Origin of the sequence: Corynebacterium otitidis ATCC 51513, from assembly GCF_000296405.1 — a bacterium.
GTDB lineage: Bacteria > Actinomycetota > Actinomycetes > Mycobacteriales > Mycobacteriaceae > Corynebacterium > Corynebacterium otitidis.
In genome coordinates, this window is sequence record NZ_JH815193.1 from 147,270 (window position 1) to 163,270 (window position 16,001).

The window sequence follows — 16,001 nt, forward strand, 5'->3', positions numbered from 1 at the left end:
GGCCCTCTGGCCGGCGGTGCTCGGCGCCGCGGCGCTGGCGACCGGCGGGCTCGCCGTCGTGGCCGTGCGCCGGCGCCGGTAGCGCTCCCCTAAAAGCGACGCCGCGCCCCGGCCAGCGATCGTGCGGGTCGGGGCGCGGCGGTCTGTGAACCGTTAAAAGAACCGGGACGTTAGCTCAGGCCGGCGAGCAGCACCGCGGTGTGCAGCGCGGCCTGGGCGGCCTCGGCGCCCTTGTCCTCCGCGGAGCCCTCGAAGCCGGCGCGGTCGAGGGCCTGCTCTTGGCTCTCGACGGTGAGGATCCCGTTGGCGACCGGGGTCTCCTCGTCGAGCGCGACGCGGGTGAGCCCCTCGGTGACGGACTGGCACACGTAGTCGAAGTGCGGGGTGCCGCCGCGCAGCACGCAGCCGAGCGCGACGACCGCGTCGTGGCTGCGCGCGGCGCGCTGCGCAACGACGGGAATCTCCAGGGCGCCGGCGACCCGCAGCTCGGTGGGCGCGGCCCCGGCCTCGCGCAGCGTGGCGACGGCGCGCTCGTGGAGCTGCTCGCAGACCTCCGCGTTCCAGCTGGAGGTCACCACCGCGACGCGCAGGCCCTCCGCGCGGACCTTCAGCGCGCCCTGATCGGGGCTGCCGGCCTTGCTCACTTCTCCTCGGTGTCCTTCCCGTTGCCTAAAGAGTCGGCGCCGCCCGGGTACTGCGGCGAATAGTCGTCGAGCCCGGGCAGGTCGTGGCCCATCCTATCCCGCTTGGTCTTTAGGTAGCCGACGTTGTCGGCGTTGACCTCGACGGGGATGCGGGTGCGGCCGGTGACCGCGAAGCCGTGGCCGGAGAGCCCGTCGGCCTTGGCGGGGTTGTTGGTGATGAGGTTGATGGAGCGCACCCCGAGCTGGTCGAGCACCTGGGCTGCGGTGTCGAACTCGCGGGCATCGGCCGGCTCCCCGAGCTTCAAGTTCGCGTCCACGGTGTCGAGGCCCTCGTCCTGGAGGGCGTAGGCGCGCAGCTTCTGCAAGAGCCCGATGCCGCGGCCCTCCTGGCCGCGCATGTAGAGCACGATGCCGCGCCCGGCGTCGGCGACGGTGCGCAGCGACTCGTGGAGCTGCTGGCCGCAGTCGCAGCGCCTGGAGCCGAAGACGTCGCCGGTGAGGCACTCGGAGTGGACGCGCACGAGCACGTCCTCCCCGCCGTCGGCGTCGGGGGTGCCTGCGATGAGCGCGAGGTGCTCGGCGCCGGTGATGGTGTTGCGGAAGCCGGCGGCGCGGAACTGCCCGTAGTCGGTGGGCAGCCTCACGGTGGCGCCGCGCTCGATGATGGTGTCGTGGCGCAGCCGCCAGCGCTGCAGCTGCGGCACGGAGATCATGGTGAGGCCGTGGCGGTCCGCGAAGCGGCGCAGCTCCGCGGCGCGCATCATGTCGGTGGGGTCGTCCTCGGAGACGATCTCGCAGAGCGCGCCCGCGGGGTTGAGCCCGGCGGCGCGCACGAGGTCGATGGTGGCCTCGGTGTGGCCGGCGCGCTCGAGGACGCCGCCGTTTCTCGCGCGCAGCGGCACGACGTGCCCGGGGCGGGTGAAGTCGCCGGGCCCGAAGTGCGGGTCGGCGAGGCGGCGCAGCGTCTCGGCCCGCGAGCGCGCGGAGATGCCCGTCGTGCCGGTGGCGGCGTCGACGGTGACGGCGTAGGCGGTGCCGTGGGCGTCCTCGTTGGTCGCGACCATGGGCGGCAGGTTCAGCCGGTCGGCGTCGGCGGCGCTCAGCGCGGCGCAGATGTATCCCGAGGAGTAGCGCACCATGAACGCGACGAGCTCGGGGGTGGCCTTCTCCGCGGCGAAGATGAGGTCGCCCTCGTTCTCGCGGTGCTCGTCGTCGACGACGACGACGGCGCGCCCGGCGCGGATGTCTCTAATCGCGCGGTCGACGTCGTCGAGCCTGACGCCCGCCTGTGCTGCTTCGGCCATGGGGGTCAAGCCTAGCCTGGCCGCGGGCGCCGCCCGCCCGCGGGTGGCGGGGCGGGAATAAAACTCTCCGGTGGGCGGGATCAGCGCCCGTCGCCGGCGCCGGGGCGGGTCTCGGCGAGGCGCTTCAGGTACTTGCCGGCGACGTCGGCCTCGAGGTTGACGGGATCGCCGGGGCGAAGCCCGTCGAGGGTGGTCTCGGCGAGCGTGGTGGGGATGAGCGAGACCTCGAAGAAGTCGTCGCCGAGGGCGGAGACGGTCAGCGAGGTGCCCTCGACGGCAATCGAGCCCTTCTCGACGACGTAGGGCGCGATCGTGGCGGGCAGGCTGAGGCGCACGACCTCCCAGTGAGTGGCGGGCGTGCGGCTGAGGACCTCGCCGGTGGCGTCGACGTGCCCCTGGACGAGGTGCCCGCCGAGCCTTCCGCCGAGCGGCAGCGCCCGCTCGAGGTTGACGCGGTCGCCCTCTTGAAGCCGCCCGAGGGAGGAGGCGTCGAGGGTGGCCTTCATGACGTCGGCCTCGAAGCCTGTCTCGGTGGGGTTGACGGCGGTGAGGCACACCCCGGAGACGGCGACGGAGTCGCCGGGCTTCACGCCGCCGGCGATGCCGGGCGCGTCGATCGTGAGCCTGGCGGCGTCGTCCTCGTGGCGCTCGACGGCGCCGATCGTGCCGATCTCCTCGATGATCCCGGTGAACATGGACGCCACCCTACCGGCGCAGGGGCCCGCCGGGGCGCGGTCGTGTTAGCGCTCGGCGCGGTACTCGACGAGGAGGTCGTCGCCGAGCGGGGTCGCGGAGTGAAGCCGGAGGCGGGTCTCCTCGCCCAAGTCGGGGGCGCTAAGCCCCGCGACCGCGCCGAGCCCGTCGATAAGAAGCGCGGGCGCGATATAGGCCTGCACGGCGTCAACGAGCCAGCGGGAGAGAAACCCGCCGATAAGCGTGGGCCCGCCCTCGACGAGCACGTCGCGGGCGCCGGACTCCCACAGCGAGGAGAGCGCCTCGTCGATGGTGGAGTGCTGCTCGAAGCCCAAGCGGTGGAGGTTCCCCGCCACGCCGTCGAGGCCGCGGCGGCCGACGACGACGCGGCGCGGCTGGCGTGACCTCAGGCTCCCGTCGGGGCGCCTGGCGGTGAGCGAGGGGTCGTCGGCGAGCGCGGTGCCGGTGCCGACGACGATGGCGTCGCGCTTCTCGCGGTCCTCGTGGACGAACGCGCGGGCGCGCTCCCCGGTGATCCACTGGCTTTTTCCCGCGTGGTCGCGGGCGAAGCCGTCGAGGCTCTGCGCCCACTTCGCGGTGACGTGCGGCCGGCCGAGCCTCGCGGAGACGAGCCAGGGGCGAAGGGCGGGCACGTCGCGGTGGAGGCAGGCGGCCTCGATCCCCCTCGAGCGGAGGAAGTCGGCTCCCCCGCCGGCGAGCCCGGTGGGCTCGGGCTGGGCGAAGAGCACCCGGGCAATACCCGCCTCGAGAAGTGCCTCGGCGCACGGGCCGGTGCGGCCGGTGTGGTTGCACGGCTCGAGGGTGACCACGGCGGTGCCGCCGCGCGCCCGATCGCCGGCCTCGCTGAGCGCGGCGACCTCGGCGTGGGGGCCGCCGGGCGGGTGGGTCGCGCCCACCCCGGCGAGCCGTCCGTCGGCGTCGAGGATCGCCGCGCCGACCGGCGGGTTGGGGCTCGTTGTGCCGCGCGCCCCCTCGGCGGCGGCCTCGGCGGCGTGGAGCGCGCGCTCCTCGGCGGGGCTTAAGTCATACCCCGCCATCAGCGAGCGCGGGCCGCCTCGGCGAGGCGGCGCAGCTCGTCGATGGCCGCGTTGGGGTCGGGCGCGCCGTAGACCGCGGAGCCCGCGACGAAGGAGTCGACGCCGGCGGCGGCCGCCTGGCCGATGGTGTCTGCGGAGATGCCGCCGTCGATCTCGATGGTGAGATCGAGGCCCTCCGCGCGGCGCAGCCGGTCAAGCGTCTCGACCTTGGAAAGCTGCTCGGGCATGAACGCCTGCCCACCGAAGCCCGGCTCGACGGACATGACGAGCACCTGGTCGGCCTCGCGCGCGAGGTCGAGGTAGTCCTCGATGGGGGTCTTCGGCTTCACGGAGAACGCCGCGCGCGCCCCGAGCTCCCTGATCCGCGCCACGAGCGCGTGCGGGTCGGCGGCGGCCTCGACGTGGAAGATGATGGTGTCCGCGCCGGCCTTCGCGTAGCGCTCCACCCACGTCTCGGGCTCCTCGATCATGAGGTGCACGTCGAAGGGCTTGTCGGTGACGCCCCGCGCGGCCTCGACGATCGCGGGCCCGAAGCTTAAGTTCGGGACGAAGTGGCCGTCCATGATGTCGACGTGGACCCAGTCGGCATTCCCGATGCGGCCGATCTCCTCGCCGAGGCGGGTGAAGTCCGCCGAGAGGATCGACGGGGTAATCGTGACGCTCATGGGCCCCAATCCTAGCCGGCCGCGGGGGCGCCCCCGGCCCTGGTCGGCCGGGCGGTTGAGGCCCGCGTTTCGGTTTCAGTAGCGTGGGAGGCCACTTCAACCTCCAAGCGCCCCCTGCGGCGGGGCGGGCGCGCGCGACCAGCCAGCCACGCCGGGAAAGGGACGGGCCGGGAGAGACTCTCTCTTCTTAGGCCCGATGACGGTGCCATGCCCGAGACCTCCGACGACCTCACGCCCTCGACCGCGTACATCGACGCGATGCGGCGGGCGACCGCCCGCAGACAGCGGGGCGCCGCCCGGGGCGCGCCGGGGGCGGCCGGGCCGGACGGCGCGTACCCCGGGCAGGAGTCGCTGTGGGCGGCGGCGCGCGCCCGCGGCGAGGCGCTGCGCCCGCTGCTGAAGAAGGTGGCGCTGGACCTCCACGCCCACCCGGAGACCGCCTTCGAGGAGCGCCGCTCCGCGCGGCTGCTCGTCGACGCGCTCGCCGGGCACGGCGCGGCCGCCGAGCTCGGCGCCCACGGCGTGGAGACCGCGTTTCGCTCCGAGTACGCCACCCCGGGCTACCTGCCGGACCGGGACCCGACCGTGGCGGTCATGGCCGAGTACGACGCGCTGCCCGAGATCGGCCACGCCTGCGGGCACAACGTCATCGCCGCCGCCGGACTGGGCGCCTTCCTCGCGGCGCGCGACGCTCTGGCCGGCGCGCACCGCGCCGCGCCCTCCCCCGCCCCGCGGGGCCGTCTCGTGCTCCTCGGCACGCCGGCCGAGGAGGGCCACACCGGCAAGGAGTACCTCATCCGCGCCGGCGCGCTGAACGGGGTCGACGCGGCGGTCATGGTGCACCCCTTCGGCTACGACATCGCCGAGCACGCCCGGGTGGGCCGCCGCACCTTAGATGTGACGTTTAGCGGGGTCGCGGCGCACGCCTCCTCGCAGCCCTACATGGGCAGAAACGCGCTCGACGCGGCGAGCCTCGCGTACCAGGCGATCGGGCTGTGGCGCCAGGAGATGCCGCCGAGCGACCGGGTGCACGCGATTATCGAGGAGGGCGGCACGAGGCCGTCGGTCATCCCGGAGCGCGCCCGGATGTCGATCTACGTGCGCTCGCTGCTGCCCGACGCGCTGCGTGACCTCTCTCGGCGGGTGGACGACATCGTCACCGGCGCGGCGCTCATGGCGGGCGTGCGCGTCGAGCGCGAGTGGGACCGCCACCCGGCCTCCCTGCCGGTGCGCAACAGCGGGCCACTGGCGGCGCGCTGGTCGGCCACGCAGCGCGCCCGGGGCCGCGACCCGCTGCCCGCGGGGGTGGTGCCCGACGCGCTCGCCGCGTCGACGGACTTCGGGAACGTCTCCCACCTCATCCCGGGCCTCCACCCGATGGTGAAGGTCTCCCCGGAGAACGTCGCGCTGCACACCGCGGAGTTCGCCGAGTACACCAACACCGACGGCGCGGTCGACACGGCCGTCGACTCGGCGGTCGGGCTCGCGCAGGTCGCCATCGACTACCTCGGCGACGAGGACTTGCGCGAGGAGGCGGCCGCGGAGTTTCGCGCGGCCGGCGGCCCGCAGCGCGTCGCCGAGATCCTCGGCGAGACCGAGTCCTAGCCCGCCCGCCGGGGCTCGGGCATAAAAGCTCGCGTGGCTAGCGCTTCTCGATCTCGATGCGCCAGCCGGCGTTGCCGGTCTGCTGGAAGTCCGTGACTTCATAGCCCTCCTCGGCCGCCCAGCGCGGCAGCGAGTCGGTGGCCTGCACGCAGTCGAAGTCGACGACGAGCCGCTCCCCCGGCTTGAGTGTCGCCATGACGTCCTTGGCCTCGATGAGGGGGAAGGGGCACACCGCCCCGAACTGGTCGAGCAGGTAGCGCCCGTCGCCGAGCGGCGTGGCCTTCGCGGAGCGGGGCTTCTCGGCGAGGTCGATGAGCCCGGTGGCGCGCGGCACGGCCGCGGCCGCCGCGGCGGCGGGACTCGACCCCGAAGCATTGCCGCCCGACGCCGCGGGCGCGGCGGGCTGCGGCGCGGCGGGCTCCGCGGGGGCGTCGACGCTCGTGCCGATCGACTCGGCCGAGCTGTAGCCTGCGCCGGGGCTCGTCGCCTGGGCCTTCGCCTCGTCGGCGGGCTTGAGCCACAGCTTCGTGGCGAGCCCCACGCCGAGCGCGATGAACAGCAGCGAGACCCAGCCCTGGTAGCTCATGAGGGAGGTCTCGACCATGCCGTTGCCGACGGTGCAGCCGCCGGCGGTCGCGGCGCCGATGCCCATGAGCGCCCCGCCGATGAGCGAGTTGCGGGCGGTCGCGGCGTCGGGCACGCGCACTCGAAACTCCTTTGATGCCACCGCCGCGACGGTCGCGCCGAGAAGGATGCCGAGCACGAGGAGCACGCCCCAGTCGACGGTCTCGGGATCGCCGGTGGTGATGAACTCCGCGAGGTTCGCGCTCGGGGTGGTGATCCCGAGGCCGGAGTTGCGGCCCGTCGCCGCGGAGAGCGGCCAGGCGATCACGCCGATGAGGCCGACGAGCACCGCCGCGGGGTAAAGCGGGATGGGGCGGCGCAGCGGCGGGATCGCCTGCTTCACGGCCCGAGGCGTGGGGGTCTCGCGGCGCAGCTGGCGGCGCACCATCACGGCGGTGATCGCGACGAGGAGAGCGACGAGCCACCACGGGGAGATCCCCAGCGTCTCGTCGACGGTGGTTAAGGGCACGCGCCACGCGGTGGCGGCGTCGTTGAGCCAGCCGAGAGCCCCGCCCTTCATCGCGGACGCCGTGGCCGCGTAGGCCACCAGCGCGAGCCACGAGCCGACCAGGCCTTCGCCTGCGCGGTACCACGTGCCCGAGGCGCAGCCCCCGGCGAGCACGATGCCCAGCCCGAAGATCAGCGAGCCGCCGATGACCCCGATGGGCGCGAGCGGCGAGTGCTCCGGGGCGATCACCCCGGCGGAGGCGAGCGCGTTGAGGCCCACGGCGTGCACGGCGATGACGACCATGAGCCCGCTAAACCCTCGCCAGCTGCGCTGCAGGAAGATGTCGCGCAGCATGCCGGTGACGCAGAACCTGCCGCGCTGGAGGACGATTCCTAGCGCCGCGCCGACGACGAAACCGGTGAGAAGCATCCGGCGATTCGACCTTTCATTCTTCCGGAGACGAATTGTTTCTTGTACCGACCGGGACAGTGATATCAGACCGATCGGTTCCCCGGAAGGGCGCCCGCGCGCTCGGAGGGAAAGGGCGGCGGCGGTATCGTTGGGCCCCATGGCACGACACGCGGGCCGCCAGCCCTCCTTCGACCGCGAGAAGGTCGTCGACGTGGCCCTCGGCCAGGGCCTCGACCGGTTCACCCTCGCGAGCGTCGCGAAGGAGCTGGGGGTCTCCGCGCCGTCGCTCTACCGGGTGGTGCGCTCCCGCGACGAGCTCGTCGACCTGGGGCTCAAGCGCGTCGGCTCCGCGATGGTCGATCCCGACCGCCCGCTCGGCGAGCTCCCCGAGGGCACGCCGCGCTGGCGCGCGCTGCTCGAGCGCTACCGCGACGACTTCTGGGCGCTGCTCGCCTCCTATCCCGGGTTCGCGACGACGATCGCCACGACACCTGGCGCGCACGCCCACGCCCAGCGCTACCTGCAGCGGCTGCTCGGCGCCGTGTCCGGAGCGGGCTTCCCCGGCACGGACCCCGACATCGAGTTCCTCCTCGACTTCATCGGGGACCTCGTGTTGTCGACGTTCCTCATGACCGAGCCCATGCGCGAGGTCGGCGAGGACGGGCTCACCGGGCTGCAGCGGGCGCGCCGCGCCCTCGAGGCCGCCGGCGGCGACCCCCTCCTGCTCGTGCGGGACGACTGGGCCGAGCGCGGCAACCTCGACGCGAAGGTCGCGTTCGTCCTCGACGCCGTCGAGGCGGGCCTTCGGCCCCGCGACTAGCGCCGTCGGCCCGGAGCCTCTCTCCTTGCCGCCCCACCCGGATGGGGTCGATTCCCAATTACTTAACGCTTTTAGTTTTAAGCTAGGCATGCCGCACTAGCTGCCGCGGCGGCCCGCCGCCGCGGCAGCCGTGCTCGTTCAGTCCAGCTCACAGCATGAATCTCTCAGGTGGTGATCCCATGACCACGGCCACCGAGGCGCCCCCGGGGAGGGAGTCCTCCCCCGGCGCGCCGCCGGCCGACCCCGCCGCCAAGCGGGCCGAGGGCAAGAAGGCCCTCACCACTCTCCTTCGCCCCGTGCGCGGCCGCCTCGCGGTGGGCCGGCTGCTCGGGGCGCTTTCCGGGGTGGCGGCGATCGCCCCGTACGTCATCCTCGTCCGCCTCGGCGAGGAGCTCGCCGGGGGCGGCGACCCCGGTAGGGTGCGCAACCTGTGCCTGGCGCTTCTCGGGGCGCTCGGCCTGCAGGCCGGGCTCATCTTTGTCGGGTTCCTCGTCACCCACTTCGCGGACCTCAAGCTCGTGGGGCTGCTCCACGCCCGCCTCGAGGCGAGGCTCGCCAGGGCGCCGCTGGCGTGGTTCGGGCAGGCGACCTCGGGGCGGGTGCGCAAGGCCCTGCAGGACGACACGGTGGCTCTCCACCAGCTCGTCGCGCACGCCCCCGTGGAGACCGCCGCCGCGGCGACGACGCCTCTGGCGCTCGTGGCGTACGCGCTCGTCATCGACTGGCGACTGGGCCTGCTCACTGTCGCGATCGTGCCGGTGTTCTTCGCGCTGCAGGCCTTCACCATGCGCGGCATGGGCGAAAAGACCGCGGAGATGGACTCCAGGCTCGCGGAGGTCTCCTCCCGGGCGGTGGAGTTCGTCGACGGCATCGAGGTCGTCAAGGCCTTCGGCCAGGTGGGCCGGGCCCACGGCCGCTACGCGGACGCCGCGCGGCGCTTCTCCGAGTTCTACCGCTCGTGGTGCGAGCCGCTCGTCACGGTCGCCTCGGTGTCCCAGGGCCTGGTGAGCGCCCCGCTGCTCATCCTCATCGTCGGAGGCGGCGGCGCGGCGATGGCCGCGGCCGGGTGGGTGAGCCCCGCCGACGTCGTGGCCACCACCCTCATCGCGCTCGTCGTGCCCTCCACGATCAACACCCTGTCGACTTCTGCATGGCACACGCAGATCGCGGGTAACTCGGCGCTGCGCCTCACCGAGACCCTCGACGCCCCGATCGTCGCGGAGCCCGAGGGCGAAAGCCCCGAGCCGCGCAGCCACGAGGTCGCCTACCGCGACGTGTCCTTCTCCTACGACTCCGGCTCGGGCATCGCGGGCCTCGACATGGTGCTCCCCGAAAACAGCGTCACCGCGCTCGTCGGGCCCTCGGGCTCGGGGAAGTCGACCGCGGCGACGATGCTCGCCCGCTTCCAGGACCCCGACCACGGCGCGGTGACCATCGGCGGGGTCGACGTGCGCGAGCTGCCCAGCGCGAAGCTCTACTCGCTGGTGTCGTTCGTGCTGCAGGACCCGCAGCTCGTGCGCGGCACGCTGCGCGACAACATCGCGCTCGCCAGGCCCGAGGCCACCGACGAGGAGATCCTTCGCGCCGCGCGCGTCGCCAGGCTCGACCCGGTGGTCGAGCGCCTCGGCCTGAACGGCGAGATCGGCTCGGGCGGCGGGGTCTCCGGCGGGGAGGCGCAGCGCGTCTCCATCGCCCGCGCGGTGCTCGCCGACACCCCGATCGTCATCCTCGACGGGGCGACCTCGGCGGCCGACCCGGACACCGAGTCCGAGATCCAGGCCGGGCTCAGCGCCCTGGCGAGGGGCCGCACGGAGCTCGTCATCGCCCACCGCCCGGAGACCCTGCGCGGCGTCGACCAGGTCGTCGCGCTCGACGAGGGGCGCGTGGCCCGCGTCCTGCGCGGCTCGGAGATCACCGACGCCGCGCTCAACGACCTCATGGGGGTGACGCAGTGAAGGACCCGCTCATGATCGCCGTGACCCGCCGCAGGCTCTCCCCGGCCGGCCGGCGAGCCTTCAACCGGGCGCTGCCGCTCTACGTGCTCGCCGGCGTCCTCGAGGGCTTAGGCCTCCTGGCGCTTTTGCCGCTCGCCGCGGCGATCGCCGGGGAGAGCGAGCCGTTCGGCCTCGGGGTGGGCGGCTGGCTCGCCGTCATCGCCGCGCTCGCCGTCGCGTGCCTGGCGACGACCGCCGCGCACACGAAGACCGGCTACGGCGCGGCGATGGACTTCGTGCGCCACGGGCACTTGAGCCTCGGCGACCAGATCGCCAGCCTGCCGCTGGGCTGGTTCCACAAGGGCCGCGCCGCGCAGATCTCCACGCTGGTGTCCAGCGGGTTCATGTCCGTCGGCGCGGTGATCGCCGGGACCGTCTCCGTGGTCGCCGTCAACGCCGCCGGCGCCGCGACGATCTATATCGGCGCGTGGCTCTGGCAGCCCGTCCTCGGCCTCGCGCTGACGATCGGCGGGCCCATCGCCGCGGGCATCATGCTCCTCACCCAGCGCATCAAGCGCGCCTCGGATCGGCGGGTCGTGCCCACGACGCGGGAGCTCTCCGCGCGGATCCTCGAGTTCGCGACCTGCCAGCCGGCGCTGCGCGCCGCCGGCCAGGGCGCAGACTTCGCGCCGCTCAAGGCAGCCCACGCGAGAAACGACGCCGAGCGGCGCCGCGACCTGTGGGTCTCCTCCGGGGCGCTGGCGCTGAGCGCCGTGGCCGTGCAGGTCGTCGTCGTCGCGCTCATGGTCGCCGCCGCGGCCGCCGCGCTCGACGGCCGGCTCACCGCGATCGGCGCGGTCGCCGCCATCGGCCTGACCTTGAGGTTCGCGCAGAACCTCACGAACCTCGGGCAGATGCTCGTCGGCGTCGAGTCCGCCCGCCGCCCCATCGACGAGACCGACGAGATCCTCGAGACCCCCACCCTCGACGAGCCGGCCGAGTCCGCGCCCATCACCTCCCCCGGCGAGGTCGAACTCGAGCACGTGAGCTTCGGCTACGAGCCCGGCCACCGCGTCCTCGACGATGTGAGCCTCACCGCCCGCCCCGGGGAGGTCCTCGCGTTGGTCGGGCTGTCCGGCTCGGGCAAGACGACGGTCGCGCGCCTCATCGCGCGCTTCTGGGACGCCGACGAGGGCACCGTGCGCGTCGGCGGGGCCGACGTCCGCGAGCTCACCACCGAAGACCTGATGGCGCAGCTGTCGTTGGTGTTCCAGGACGTCTACCTCTTCGACGACACCCTGTGGGCGAATATCAAGGTCGGCCGGCCCGGCGCCACCGACGACGAGATCGCCCGCGCCGCCCAGCTCGCCGGGGTCGCGGCGATCGCCGAGCGCCTCCCGCAGGGCTACGACACCCGCGTCGGGGAGGGAGGCAGCGCGCTCTCCGGCGGGGAGCGCCAGCGCGTCTCCGTGGCGCGCGCCCTCGTCAAGGGCGCGCCGGTGGTGCTCTTCGACGAGGCGACCTCCGCGCTCGACGCGGAGAACGAGGCCGCGATCACCGCCGCGGTCGACCGGCTGAGCGAGACCTCGACGTTCATCGTCATCGCCCACAAGCTCGAGACCGTCGCCGCCGCCGACCGGATCGTCGTGCTCGACGAGAACGGCCGCGTCGCGGAGACCGGCAGCCACGAGCAGCTCATGGACAGCGGCGGCGCCTACCGGGCGTTCTGGCGCCGCCGCTCCGAGGCCGCCGGCTGGACCCTCGCCGAAGGCTAGAACCCTTTAAGGCGCCGGCGCCGGCCGACGCCCCGCCCGCTCCCCGGCCGCGATCCCGCGGCCGGCGGAGTTTCCGCGTCGTTTACCGCGGCGTGGGCGCCGCGCAACGGGACCGCAACCGGCGGGGCCTAGCCTTCGGCGCCGTGAACCACCACGCAGTTTCTCCCAGTCACACCAGTTCCCCTCGCCCCGCCGCGCCCGGCCGGCGCGTCGGCGGGGCGCTCGCCGCGCTAGCGCTACTCGCCGCGGGCGCCGCCGCGCCCGCCACCGCCGCCGAGGCCGACAGCCCCGCCCCCGGCGCGGGCGGCGCTAAGCCCGCATCGCGCTTCACGCTCGCGGTCATGCCGGACACCCAGTTCTACTCGCGCTACACCACCGAGGAGACCGGCAACCTCTTCGCCGAGCGCTTCGGCAGCGAGCCGTATCGCACCCAGGCCGAGTGGCTCGTCTCCCACCAGGACGAGCTCGGCATCGAGTTCCTTTCCCACTTAGGCGACGTCGTCGACCAGGCTCACGTCGAGGGCGAGTGGGAGGTCGCCGACGAGGCGATGGCCATCATCGACGACTCGGCGCTCAACTACTCGATCCTTCCCGGAAACCACGACCTCACCGAGGACGGCTCCGAGCCGACGCACTACGCCCGCTGGTTCCCCGCCTCCAGGGCCGCGAGGAACGACACGTTTATCGAGCGCTTCGAGAAGCCCAACATGGAAAGCGAGGCCCACGTCTTCAACGCCGAGGGCCAGGACTACCTCGTGCTCGCGCTCGCGTGGCGCGCCGACGACGACGCCCTCGCGTGGGCGCAGCGCGTCCTTAACGAGCACCCCGACACCCCCGCCATCGTCACCAGCCACGAGATCCTCGACGTCGGCTCCTCCGAGCCGTTCTTCAGCGAGGAGTACGGCGAGCACCTCTGGCGGGAGCTCATCGCCCCCAACGACCAGATCTTCCTAGCGCTCGGCGGGCACAACCACGGCGCGGGCGTGCGCGTCGACGACAACGAGCACGGCCACCCCGTCGTCACCGGGCTCATGGACTACCAGATGTCCTACCAGGGCGGCAACGGGCTGCTCGGCCTGTTGGGCTTCGACCTCACCGGCGGCGCGCTCGAGATGGGCGTGCTCTCCCCCTGGGTCGCCAAGAAGCCGAAGGAGACGCTCAACCAGTTCGACGAGCTCACCCTCGACTCCGAGAACGACTCGTGGCGCGTGGAGCTCGACCTCGCAGGCAGGCTGCGCGGCATCGACCCCGACTGGGAGCCCGGCACGCCCGACGACCCCGACTACCTCGCCCGGGCCCGCGCGCTCGTCTCCGAGGGCTACGAGAACCCCGCCGCCGAGCCGCCCGCCCCGCCCGCGGGGCCCGAGGACTACCCGCACGCCGCGGGCACGCTCGCGCACTGGCGGCCCCGCCCCGGCGAGAAGAAAACCATCGAGGACGTCGCCGGCGAAAACGACATGCGGCTGCGCGGGCTGGCCACGAAGGTCGACGCGAGCGCCGAGCGCGACCCGCGCTCCTCGGCGGAGGGCTCGGTGTGCCTGCCCGGCGGGCTCGCGACGGCGCGCTTCGCCACCGATGAGGACGCCCCCATCAACGACGCGACCTTCGAGGACGGCTATACGATCGAGGCGTTCCTCAAGCTCGACGAGGGCTTCGATACCGAGCGCGACGGCTGGGCCGGGGCGCTCGCCCGCGGCGGCACGAGGCAGGAGCTCACCGGCATCGCCGAGGAGGGTGGGGAGCCGCCCGCGGTGCTCGCGGTCTCCAACCTCGCGGAGCTGCAGTGGGCGACCCTCCCGGTCCACGGCGACCAAAACGGGGTGAGCAACTGGAGCCACGAGATCCCCGCCGGGGGCTGGCACCACGTCGCCATCGTCAACGACGCCGCCGCCCGCACCGTCGAGATGCGCATCGACGGCGCCCCGATTCTGCGGGACGTCGTCGACGCCGCCGGCATCCAGGCCACGGGTGCGCCGTGGCAGATCGGCGCGAGCGTCTTCAACGGGCTTCCGACCAACCAGTGGAACGGCTGCATCGGTGAGGTGCGCATCGCCGACCGGCCCCTGAGCCAGGACGAGTGGCTCACCGCCCGCGCCGCGGACGCCGAAGCTCCCGACGACCCGGACGCGGACGCGACGCCCGGCGGAAGCGGCGGCACGGGTGGCGACTCCGGCGCGGCCCCGTCCGACGAAACCCATGCCGGCGACGACACGACCTCCGACCCCGGCGACGAGCCGCCGGCCCAGCGTCCCGAGGGAGACGAGGCCCAAAAACACGAGCCGGCCGGCGGCCCCGCGGCTGAGGGAACCGCGGATGCAGAGTCCGATGTCGCGGCGACGACCGCAACCGAGCGGCCTGGGTTATCGCGCGGGCAGGACTCCACCGCCGCGCCGAAGCCTGAAGTGAAGGAAAGCTCCCGCGGCGCGCTCGCGGCGACCGGCCCGGCGCTCGGCGCGGTGATCGTGCTCGGCGCCGCGGCCGTGACCGCCGGCGGAGCGACGCTGTTCGGGCGGGCGCGGAGTCGCGCGTAGGCCGCGCGCCCGCCGGGCTTCTTGCTGCTAGGAGTCCAGCGGGCGGCGCAGCGCCGCGAAGAACATCGCGTCGGTGCCGTGGCGGTGCGGCCACAGCTGCGCCGAGCTCAGCCGCCCCGAGCCGGGCAGCTTAGGTGCGAGGGCGTGGGCGTCGATCTCCCAGTCGCCGACGGCGCCGAGCGCCCGGTCGACGACCTCGCGGGTCTCGCGGATGTCGGGCGAGCACGTCGAGTAGACGACCACCCCGCCCGGGCGCACGAGGCCCAGGGCCGCGTCGAGGAGCTCGTACTGCAGCGCGGAGAGCCCCTCGACGTCGTTCTCCTCCTTGCGCCAGCGCGCCTCGGGGCGTCGGCGCAGCGCGCCGAGCCCCGAGCACGGCGCGTCCACGAGAATACGGTCGAAGCCGGGCTTAAGCCCGGTGTCGCGCCCGTCGGCCTCGACGACGTCGACGGGCAGGCCCTGACACGCCTCGCGCACGAGCCTGGCGCGGTGCGCGGCCGGCTCGACGGCGGTGAGCTTCGCGCCGGCGATCTTCGCGATCGAGCCGATGAGCGCGGCCTTCCCGCCGGGCCCGGCGCACAGGTCGAGCCACCGGCCGCTATCGGGCCCCTCGGTGGGGGCCTCGGCCAGCCCGCGGGCGATGAGCTGGCTGCCCTCGTCCTGGACGATGGCGAGCCCCTCTGAGACGGCGTCGAGCTCGCCGGGGTCGCCCTCGTCGAGGTACACCCCGTACGGCGAGAAGTGCGCCTCCTCCCCGCCGGAGACGAGCGCGAGCTCCTCGGCGGTCATGCGGCCGGGCAGCGCGGCGAGGTGCACCCGCGGGCGCTCGGAGTCCGCCTCGAGCGCGCGGGAAAGCTCCTCGAGGCCGGGCTCGGCGGCGTCGTTGGCCGCGAGCGAGCGGGCAAACGAGCGGGCGATCCACTCGGGGTGCGCGGCGCGGAACGCCGTGGCCGCGGGCTCGTCCTTGGGGCTCAGGCGTCCCAGCCACTCCTCGGGGCTGCGGCGGGTGATCGCGCGCATGACGGCGTTGGTGAAGCCCTTGGCGTGCGCCTCCGGGGTGGCGGTCACCAGCCGCACGGTCGTGTCGACGGCGGCGTGGTCGTCGACGCGGGTGTAGAGCACCTGGTAGCAGCCGAGCCGCAGCGCCGCGAGCACCGTCGGCGCGACGTCGGAGAGCTTCCTGCTCGAGCAGTCGGCGAGCACCGCGTCGATAACTCCCTGGTTGCGCAGCGCGCCGTAGGTGATCTCGGTGGCGAAGGCCGCGTCGCGGCCGGTCAGCCTGCGCTTCTTCAGCGCGGCCGGCAGCTGGAGGTTCGCGTACGCGGCGTCCTCGGCGACGGCAAGGAGCGTCTCGAAGGCGACCTGGCGCGGCACGTCGAGCCCCCGGTACTCGAAGGCCCGGCGCTGCGCGCCGCCGCGGCGCCGGTCGGTCCTCTCCCGCTTCTCCCTGCCGCGGGCGGGCTTGCGCCCGCGGTCCGCGCCGCGCGCG

Annotated in this window: 12 protein-coding genes; 5 read left to right on the forward strand and 7 right to left on the reverse strand. The window is 73.8% G+C overall.

Features of this window, described 5'->3' with window-relative positions; all coding sequences use genetic code 11:
• Positions 1-170: 170 nt before the first annotated feature.
• The 5 genes from ribH to rpe all read right to left on the reverse strand — a co-directional run bounded on the left by ribH (position 171) and on the right by rpe (position 4,364).
• On the reverse strand, positions 171-644 hold the full coding sequence (gene ribH / locus HMPREF9719_RS03595; RefSeq protein ID WP_004600606.1) for a 6,7-dimethyl-8-ribityllumazine synthase: 474 nt from the start codon (positions 642-644) through the stop codon (positions 171-173).
• Positions 641-1,948 (reverse strand): bifunctional 3,4-dihydroxy-2-butanone-4-phosphate synthase/GTP cyclohydrolase II, encoded by a 1,308-nt coding sequence (locus HMPREF9719_RS03600; protein ID WP_004600607.1) that lies wholly within the window; start codon positions 1,946-1,948, stop codon positions 641-643. Before HMPREF9719_RS03600 ends, ribH begins: the two co-directional genes overlap by 4 nt.
• 80 nt (positions 1,949-2,028) lie before the next feature.
• A complete protein-coding gene (locus HMPREF9719_RS03605; protein WP_004600608.1) occupies positions 2,029-2,643 on the reverse strand; it encodes a riboflavin synthase in 615 nt (204 codons plus the stop codon).
• A 45-nt stretch (positions 2,644-2,688) separates the two neighbouring features.
• On the reverse strand, positions 2,689-3,699 hold the full coding sequence (gene ribD, locus HMPREF9719_RS03610) for a bifunctional diaminohydroxyphosphoribosylaminopyrimidine deaminase/5-amino-6-(5-phosphoribosylamino)uracil reductase RibD (protein ID WP_004600609.1): 1,011 nt from the start codon (positions 3,697-3,699) through the stop codon (positions 2,689-2,691).
• A complete protein-coding gene (gene rpe / locus HMPREF9719_RS03615; RefSeq protein WP_004600610.1) occupies positions 3,699-4,364 on the reverse strand; it encodes a ribulose-phosphate 3-epimerase in 666 nt (221 codons plus the stop codon). Before rpe ends, ribD begins: the two co-directional genes overlap by 1 nt.
• A gap of 207 nt (positions 4,365-4,571) precedes the next feature.
• Between rpe and HMPREF9719_RS03620 the strand changes: the two genes are divergently transcribed.
• Positions 4,572-5,969 carry an amidohydrolase gene (locus HMPREF9719_RS03620; RefSeq protein ID WP_004600611.1) on the forward strand — a complete coding sequence of 466 codons (1,398 nt, stop codon included), beginning with the start codon at positions 4,572-4,574 and terminating at the stop codon, positions 5,967-5,969.
• Between the two features lie 37 nt (positions 5,970-6,006).
• Here HMPREF9719_RS03620 and HMPREF9719_RS03625 read toward each other — a convergent pair whose 3' ends face one another.
• A complete protein-coding gene (locus tag HMPREF9719_RS03625) occupies positions 6,007-7,470 on the reverse strand; it encodes a YeeE/YedE thiosulfate transporter family protein (protein ID WP_004600612.1) in 1,464 nt (487 codons plus the stop codon).
• Between the two features lie 139 nt (positions 7,471-7,609).
• On the opposite strand from HMPREF9719_RS03625, the gene HMPREF9719_RS03630 reads away from it, so the two are divergent.
• From HMPREF9719_RS03630 to HMPREF9719_RS03645, 4 genes are all read left to right on the forward strand, one after another.
• Complete coding sequence (locus tag HMPREF9719_RS03630; RefSeq protein ID WP_004600613.1) at positions 7,610-8,272, forward strand: TetR/AcrR family transcriptional regulator; 663 nt, start codon at positions 7,610-7,612, stop codon at positions 8,270-8,272.
• 179 nt (positions 8,273-8,451) lie between these two features.
• A complete protein-coding gene (locus HMPREF9719_RS03635) occupies positions 8,452-10,227 on the forward strand; it encodes an ABC transporter ATP-binding protein (RefSeq protein ID WP_004600614.1) in 1,776 nt (591 codons plus the stop codon).
• Between the two features lie 11 nt (positions 10,228-10,238).
• Complete coding sequence (locus HMPREF9719_RS03640) at positions 10,239-11,981, forward strand: ABC transporter ATP-binding protein (protein ID WP_004600615.1); 1,743 nt, start codon at positions 10,239-10,241, stop codon at positions 11,979-11,981.
• Positions 11,982-12,124: 143 nt separating this feature from the next.
• Positions 12,125-14,512, forward strand: coding sequence for a LamG-like jellyroll fold domain-containing protein (locus HMPREF9719_RS03645; RefSeq protein ID WP_179943727.1), 2,388 nt, complete (start codon positions 12,125-12,127; stop codon positions 14,510-14,512).
• Positions 14,513-14,539: 27 nt separating this feature from the next.
• On the opposite strand, the gene HMPREF9719_RS03650 is transcribed toward HMPREF9719_RS03645, so the two are convergent.
• On the reverse strand, positions 14,540-16,001 hold a 1,462-nt coding region (locus HMPREF9719_RS03650), incomplete at its 5' end, for an RsmB/NOP family class I SAM-dependent RNA methyltransferase (RefSeq protein WP_004600617.1).

What these genes read in the sequence shown, in the direction of transcription:
- HMPREF9719_RS03600 (WP_004600607.1), bottom strand. Translation starts at nt 1,948, where the DNA reads ATGGCCGAAGCAGCACAGGCGGGCGTCAGGCTCGACGACGTCGACCGC.
- HMPREF9719_RS03605 (WP_004600608.1), bottom strand. Translation starts at nt 2,643, where the DNA reads ATGTTCACCGGGATCATCGAGGAGATCGGCACGATCGGCGCCGTCGAG.
- ribD (WP_004600609.1), bottom strand. Translation starts at nt 3,699, where the DNA reads ATGGCGGGGTATGACTTAAGCCCCGCCGAGGAGCGCGCGCTCCACGCC.
- rpe (WP_004600610.1), bottom strand. Translation starts at nt 4,364, where the DNA reads ATGAGCGTCACGATTACCCCGTCGATCCTCTCGGCGGACTTCACCCGC.
- HMPREF9719_RS03620 (WP_004600611.1), top strand. Translation starts at nt 4,572, where the DNA reads ATGCCCGAGACCTCCGACGACCTCACGCCCTCGACCGCGTACATCGAC.
- HMPREF9719_RS03625 (WP_004600612.1), bottom strand. Translation starts at nt 7,470, where the DNA reads ATGCTTCTCACCGGTTTCGTCGTCGGCGCGGCGCTAGGAATCGTCCTC.
- HMPREF9719_RS03630 (WP_004600613.1), top strand. Translation starts at nt 7,610, where the DNA reads ATGGCACGACACGCGGGCCGCCAGCCCTCCTTCGACCGCGAGAAGGTC.
- HMPREF9719_RS03635 (WP_004600614.1), top strand. Translation starts at nt 8,452, where the DNA reads ATGACCACGGCCACCGAGGCGCCCCCGGGGAGGGAGTCCTCCCCCGGC.
- HMPREF9719_RS03640 (WP_004600615.1), top strand. Translation starts at nt 10,239, where the DNA reads ATGATCGCCGTGACCCGCCGCAGGCTCTCCCCGGCCGGCCGGCGAGCC.